This is a genomic window from Silvania hatchlandensis, from assembly GCF_025564065.1.
Classification (GTDB): Bacteria; Pseudomonadota; Gammaproteobacteria; order Enterobacterales; family Enterobacteriaceae; genus Enterobacter; species Enterobacter hatchlandensis.
Window position 1 is genome coordinate 386,096 of record NZ_JAMGZK010000055.1, and the last position, 7,174, is coordinate 393,269.

5 protein-coding genes are annotated in these 7,174 nt (G+C 58.0%); all 5 read left to right on the forward strand.

Annotated elements, in window-relative coordinates:
• The first annotated feature begins 12 nt into the window (after positions 1-12).
• The 5 genes from ubiI (at position 13) to M8014_RS22755 (ending at position 6,970) form a co-directional block, all read left to right on the forward strand.
• On the forward strand, positions 13-1,215 hold the full coding sequence (gene ubiI / locus M8014_RS22735) for an FAD-dependent 2-octaprenylphenol hydroxylase (RefSeq protein WP_271284622.1): 1,203 nt from the start codon (positions 13-15) through the stop codon (positions 1,213-1,215).
• A gap of 427 nt (positions 1,216-1,642) precedes the next feature.
• Positions 1,643-2,737, forward strand: coding sequence for a glycine cleavage system aminomethyltransferase GcvT (gene gcvT, locus M8014_RS22740; protein ID WP_271284623.1), 1,095 nt, complete (start codon positions 1,643-1,645; stop codon positions 2,735-2,737).
• A gap of 24 nt (positions 2,738-2,761) precedes the next feature.
• Positions 2,762-3,151 (forward strand): glycine cleavage system protein GcvH, encoded by a 390-nt coding sequence (gene gcvH / locus M8014_RS22745; RefSeq protein ID WP_039029826.1) that lies wholly within the window; start codon positions 2,762-2,764, stop codon positions 3,149-3,151.
• A 126-nt stretch (positions 3,152-3,277) separates the two neighbouring features.
• Positions 3,278-6,151: an aminomethyl-transferring glycine dehydrogenase gene (gene gcvP / locus M8014_RS22750; RefSeq protein WP_271284624.1), complete on the forward strand. Its 2,874-nt coding sequence runs from the start codon at positions 3,278-3,280 to the stop codon at positions 6,149-6,151.
• A 75-nt stretch (positions 6,152-6,226) separates the two neighbouring features.
• Positions 6,227-6,970: an SDR family oxidoreductase gene (locus tag M8014_RS22755; protein ID WP_271284625.1), complete on the forward strand. Its 744-nt coding sequence runs from the start codon at positions 6,227-6,229 to the stop codon at positions 6,968-6,970.
• The last annotated feature ends 204 nt before the right edge of the window (positions 6,971-7,174 follow it).

A 7,174-nucleotide genomic window follows, 5' to 3' on the forward strand; every position in this document is an offset into this window, starting at 1 on the left:
GGAGTTAACATAGTGCAGAATGTTGATGTCGCCATTGTCGGCGGCGGAATGGTTGGACTGGCGCTGGCCTGTGGTCTGCAGGGCAGCGGTCTGCGCGTGGCGGTGCTGGAACAAAAGCAGCCGCAGCCTGTCGCTCCCGATGCGCCGCCTGAGCTCAGGGTCTCGGCGATCAACGCCGCCAGCGAAAAGCTGCTAACGCGCGTTGGCGTCTGGTCCGATATTATTGCCCAGCGCGCCAGCTGCTATCACGGCATGGAAGTGTGGGACAAAGACAGCTTCGGCCATATTGCCTTTGATGATGAAAGCGTGGGTTACAGCCATCTTGGGCATATCATCGAAAACGCGGTCATTCACCATGCCCTGTGGCAAAAAGCACAGCAGTGCAGCGACGTCACGCTGATTGCCCCCGCGCAGCTGCAGCAGGTGGCGTGGGGCGAAAACGACGCCTTTATTACGTTGCAAAACGGAGACATGTTGACGGCCCGGCTGGTAGTGGGGGCCGATGGCGCCAACTCGTGGCTGCGCAATAAAGCCGATATTCCCCTGACGTACTGGGACTACCGACACCATGCGCTGGTTGCCACCATCCGCACGACGGAGCCGCATCAGGCCGTGGCGCGGCAGATTTTCCATAATGACGGGATCCTGGCCTTCTTACCGCTTAGCGATCCACATCTCTGCTCGATCGTCTGGTCGCTGTCGCCGGAAAAAGCCCAGCAGATGCAGGAAGCCAGCGCTGAGGCGTTCAACCAGGCGCTGTGCATGGCGTTTGATAACCGGCTGGGGCTCTGTGCCGTTGAGAGCGAGCGTCAGGTCTTCCCGCTTACCGGCCGCTATGCCCGGCAGTTCGCTGCGCATCGTCTGGCGCTGGTCGGCGATGCGGCACACACCATCCATCCGCTGGCCGGGCAGGGCGTTAACCTGGGCTTTATGGACGCAGCGGAACTGGTAAGCGAACTGCGCCGTCTGCAGCGTGAAGGCAAAGATATTGGTCAGCATCTTTATCTGCGACGTTATGAGCGCAGCCGCAAGCACAGCGCGGCGCTGATGCTGGCGGGGATGCAGGGTTTCCGCGAGCTGTTTGCCGGTGCCAATCCGGCGAAAAAACTGCTGCGCGATCTCGGGCTGAAGCTGGCGGATACCCTTCCCGGCGTTAAGCCTCAGCTTCTGCGTCAGGCGATGGGTCTGAACGATCTTCCGGACTGGCTGCGCTAATTTAGAACCCCGTCACACTTTCTTCTCCCGGCCTGTGGGCCGGGAAAATTCCCTCGTTTGAAATATTCTAATTTCACTGACTTTTTCGCATTAGATTATCTAATCTCACTATTTTTATGTTACGGAAATTCCGCCCGTTTTTCCGCATGAAATATCATTCATGACGTACTTAGCCTCTTTATACTTTGCTTTTGTGCGGAATCTTTCGCATTTTTATAGTGAATAACTCTGTGCTCTTTTGTGGCAACTTTAGTCATAAGCTAATGTGATGGCCCATTTTGCCTTATGGTTAACCTCCGTTTTCAGTGGTAAGTTCAGAGAAAAGAGAACGTTTGCGTCGGCGTCCTGGAGTGAGGCCGATGCCGGGTTTCGTGGTGAGTTTTCGGCATGAAACACAAGACAGCCCTGCTTATTCAACGAGGACAAGATGGCTCAACAGACGCCTTTATACGAACAACACACCTTATGCGGCGCACGCATGGTCGACTTCCACGGTTGGATGATGCCGCTGCACTATGGCTCGCAGATTGATGAGCACCATGCGGTGCGCACCGATGCCGGTATGTTCGACGTCTCCCACATGACCATTGTCGACTTACACGGCAGTCGCACCCGGGATTTTTTACGCTATCTGCTGGCGAACGACGTGGCGAAGCTGACCCAGCCCGGCAAAGCGCTGTACAGCGGGATGCTTAATGCCTCCGGCGGGGTGATCGACGACCTGATCGTTTATTACCTGACTGATGATTTCTTCCGCCTCGTTGTTAACTCCGCCACCCGTGAAAAAGACCTCTCCTGGATCACCCAACACGCAGAACCCTTCGCCATCGACATCACCGTGCGTGATGACCTGTCGCTGATTGCGGTGCAGGGGCCGAACGCGCAGGCGAAAGCGGCCTCGCTGTTCAGCGATGAGCAGCGCCAGGCCACCGAAGGCATGAAGCCCTTCTTCGGCGTGCAGGCGGGCGACCTGTTTGTAGCGACCACCGGCTATACCGGTGAAGCGGGCTTTGAGATTGCGATGCCGAATGAAAAAGCGGCCGATTTCTGGCGTGCGCTAGTGGAAGCAGGGGTTAAACCGGCGGGTCTGGGCGCGCGCGATACGTTGCGTCTTGAAGCCGGGATGAATTTATACGGCCAGGAAATGGACGAAGGTGTTTCCCCGCTGGCAGCCAACATGGGCTGGACCATCGCATGGGAACCAACCGATCGTGATTTTATTGGCCGTGAAGCACTGGAACTGCAGCGTGAGCGGGGCACCGATCAACTGGTCGGCCTGGTGATGACCGAGAAAGGCGTGCTGCGCAGCGAGTTGCCGGTACGTTTCACCGATGCCAATGGCAATCACCGTGAAGGCGTGATCACCAGCGGTACGTTCTCTCCGACGCTGGGCTACAGCGTTGCGCTGGCGCGCGTTCCGGCGGGCATCGGCGAGACTGCCGTCGTGCAGATCCGCAACCGCGAAATGCCGGTCCGCGTAACCAAACCGATTTTTGTTCGCGCCGGTAAACCGGTCGCTTAATCCCTTTTTATCAGGAGAAATTCAATGAGCAATGTGCCAGCAGAACTGAAATACAGCAAAGAACACGAGTGGCTGCGCAAAGAAGCCGACGGCACTTATACCGTTGGGATCACCGAACATGCGCAAGAGCTGTTGGGTGACATGGTCTTCGTGGATCTGCCAGAAGTGGGCGCCACCGTAACCGCGGGCGACGACTGTGCCGTGGCCGAATCCGTAAAAGCAGCTTCCGATATTTACGCGCCAGTTGGCGGTGAAATCGTGGCGGTGAACGACGCCCTGAGCGACTCCCCGGAGCTGGTCAACAGCGAGCCGTATGGCGAAGGTTGGATCTTCAAAATCAAAGCCAGCGATGAAGCGGAAGTTGCCGCGCTGCTGGACGCAACCGCCTATGAAGCACTGTTAGAAGACGAGTAAGCCATTATCCCTCTCCCCTTTGGGGAGAGGGTAGGGTGAGGGGAACAGACGACACCCTCACCCCAGCCCTCTCCCTGAGGGAGAGGGAGAAAACACATTCACTGCACGTTTCAGGAACCATCGCTCATGACACAGACTTTAAGCCAGCTTGAAAACCGTGGCGCTTTTATTGAACGTCACATTGGGCCGGATGCTCAGCAACAGCAGGAGATGCTGAACACGGTTGGCGCGGAATCGTTAAACGCACTGATTTCGCAGATCGTGCCGAAAGACATTCAGCTCGCTACCCCGCCGCAGGTGGGTGATGCGACAACCGAATACGCTGCGCTGGCAGAACTGAAAGGCATCGCCAGCCTGAATAAGCGCTTTAAGTCTTACATTGGCATGGGCTACACCAACGTGCAGTTACCCCCGGTTATCCTGCGCAACATGCTGGAAAACCCGGGCTGGTACACCGCGTACACCCCGTATCAGCCAGAAGTGTCGCAGGGTCGTCTGGAAGCGCTGCTGAACTTCCAGCAGGTGACGCTGGATCTGACCGGCCTTGATATCGCCTCCGCGTCTCTGCTGGACGAAGCAACGGCGGGTGCCGAAGCGATGGCGATGGCAAAACGCGTCAGCAAGCTGAAAGGGGCGAACCGCTTCTTTGTTGCTGCGGACATTCACCCGCAAACGCTGGACGTGGTGCGTACCCGCGCCGAAACCTTTGGCTTTGAAGTGATTGTTGATGATGCTGAGAAAGTGCTGGATCACCAGGATGTGTTCGGCGTGCTGCTGCAGCAGGTAGGCACCACCGGTGAAGTCCACGACTACAGCACACTGATTGCCGAGCTGAAAGCACGCAAAATTGTGGTCAGCGTGGCCGCCGATTTTATGGCGCTGGTGCTGTTAACCTCCCCGGGCAAACAGGGCGCGGACATCGTGTTCGGCTCTGCACAACGCTTCGGCGTGCCGATGGGCTACGGCGGCCCGCACGCGGCCTTCTTCGCCGGCAAAGATGAATTCAAACGCTCCATGCCAGGCCGCATTATCGGCGTATCGAAAGATGCTGCCGGTAACACTGCCCTGCGCATGGCGATGCAGACTCGCGAGCAGCACATTCGACGCGAGAAAGCGAACTCCAACATCTGTACCTCTCAGGTTCTGCTGGCTAACATCGCCAGCCTGTACGCCGTCTACCACGGCCCGGTTGGCCTGAAGCGTATCGCCAGCCGCATTCACCGTCTGGCCGACATTCTGGCCTGTGGTCTGCAGCAAAAAGGCCAGAAACTGCGCCACGCGCACTTCTTCGATACCCTGTGTGTCGAAGTGGCCGACAAAGCGACGGTACTGGCGCGTGCCGAAGCGGCAGAAATCAACCTGCGTAGTGACATCCTGAATGCGGTAAGCATCACCCTGGACGAAACCACCACCCGTGAGGATGTGCAGGTGCTGTTCAGCGTGCTGCTGGGTGAAGGCCACGGCCTGAATGTGGATGTTCTTGATAAAGACGTGGCGCACGACAGCCGCTCTGTTCAGCAAAACATGCTGCGTGATGACGCGATCCTGGCCCATCCGGTATTCAATCGTTACCACAGCGAAACCGAGATGATGCGTTACATGCACTCGCTGGAGCGCAAAGATCTGGCCCTGAATCAGGCGATGATCCCGCTGGGTTCCTGCACCATGAAGCTGAACGCTGCCGCCGAGATGATCCCGATCACCTGGCCGGAATTCGCCGAGCTGCACCCGTTCTGCCCGGCCGATCAGGCGGAAGGGTATCATCAAATGATCAACCAGCTCTCCGACTGGCTGGTGAAGCTGACCGGTTATGACGCGCTCTGCATGCAGCCAAACTCAGGCGCGCAGGGTGAATACGCGGGCCTGCTGGCGATCCGCCATTATCACGAGAGCCGCAACGAAGGCCATCGCGATATCTGCCTGATCCCAAGCTCCGCCCACGGCACCAACCCGGCCTCTGCCCAGATGGCAGGCATGGACGTGGTGGTGGTGGCCTGCGATAAAAACGGCAACATCGACCTTGCGGATCTGCGCGCGAAAGCCGAGCAGACCGGGGACAAACTCTCCTGCATCATGGTGACCTATCCGTCCACCCACGGCGTGTACGAAGAGACCATCCGTGAAGTGTGCGAAATCGTGCACCAGCATGGCGGTCAGGTATACCTCGATGGCGCCAACATGAATGCTCAGGTAGGGATCACCACGCCGGGCTATATTGGCGCAGACGTGTCGCACCTCAACCTGCACAAAACCTTCTGCATCCCGCACGGCGGTGGCGGTCCAGGTATGGGGCCAATCGGCGTGAAAGCGCATCTGGCACCGTTTGTTCCGGGTCACAGCGTCGTGCAAATCGAAGGGATGCTCACCCGTCAGGGTGCCGTTTCGGCTGCCCCGTTTGGCAGCGCCTCCATTCTGCCAATCAGCTGGATGTACATCCGCATGATGGGCGCGGAAGGGCTGAAGCAGGCCAGCCAGGTCGCTATCCTGAATGCGAACTACATCGCAACGCGCCTGAAAGAGGCGTATCCGGTGCTCTATACCGGTCGCGATGGCCGGGTGGCGCACGAATGCATCCTTGATATTCGTCCCCTGAAAGACGAAACCGGCATCAGCGAGCTGGATATCGCCAAGCGCCTGATCGACTACGGCTTCCACGCGCCGACCATGTCGTTCCCGGTTGCAGGCACGCTGATGGTGGAGCCAACCGAGTCGGAAAGCAAAGTCGAGCTGGACCGCTTTATCGACGCGATGCTGGCTATCCGCAGTGAAATCGACCGCGTGAAGCAGGGCGAATGGCCGCTGGAAGATAACCCGCTGGTGAATGCGCCTCACACCCAGAACGAGCTGGTGGCGGAGTGGAACCACGGTTACACCCGCGAGCAGGCCGTCTTCCCGGCAGGCATGGCGAACAAGTACTGGCCAACGGTGAAACGTCTGGACGATGTCTACGGCGATCGCAACCTGTTCTGTTCTTGTGTGCCAATGAGCGAATATCAGTAATACTTAAAGTCTGACTGTAGGCCGGGTGAGCGTCATCAGCGCTGCCCGGCCTTTTTTATTTCTGGGAGATCGTGAATGGCAATTGCACTTGTAACCGGGGCCAGCCGGGGGATCGGCAAAGCCACCGCGCTGGAGCTGGCCCGCGAGGGCTACACCGTGGCGGTGAACTATCACCACAACATCAAAGCCGCAACGGACGTAATCCATCAGATCGTCGAAGAAGGCGGTAAAGCCTTTGCGGTCCGCGCGGATATCAGCGATGAAGCGCAGGTGCTGGCGATGTTTGACAGCCTCGACCGTGAAGGCGAGCCGCTCACTGCGCTGGTCAATAACGCGGGGATCCTGTTCGAGCAAAGCAGCATCGAAAACCTCTCCGCCGAGCGGATTAACCGTGTGTTGGCCACCAACGTGACGGGCTATTTCCTCTGCTGCCGCGAAGCGGTGAAGCGGATGTCGTTCAAGCATGGCGGCAAAGGCGGGGCGATTGTGAATGTCTCTTCAGCAGCATCACGACTGGGCGCGCCGGGGGAATACGTGGATTATGCGGCATCGAAAGGGGCGGTTGATTCCCTGACGACCGGCTTATCACTGGAGGTGGCGGCGCAGGGCATTCGGGTCAACTGCGTACGGCCTGGGCTGATTTATACTGAAATCCATGCCTCCGGCGGTGAGCCCGGGCGCGTGGATCGCCTGAAATCCGTCCTGCCGATGCAGCGTGGTGGCCAGCCGGAAGAGGTCGCGCAGGCCATTGTGTGGCTGCTGAGTGAGAAAGCGTCGTACGTGACGGGTAGTTTTATTGAGTTAGCGGGCGGGAAGTAAACCCCTCACCCTAACCCTCTCCCCAAAGGGGAGAGGGGACTGCCCGGTGCGATCTTTTCTCCCTCGCCCCTTTGAGGTGTACAGTCCGGGGACATAGTGAACACTTGTTCGGGGACATGGTAGACACTTACAACTAAGGCATAAGAACCCGTTTATGGAGCCACTTATGCCCTGGGATGCGAGAGATACCATGTCATTACGTAA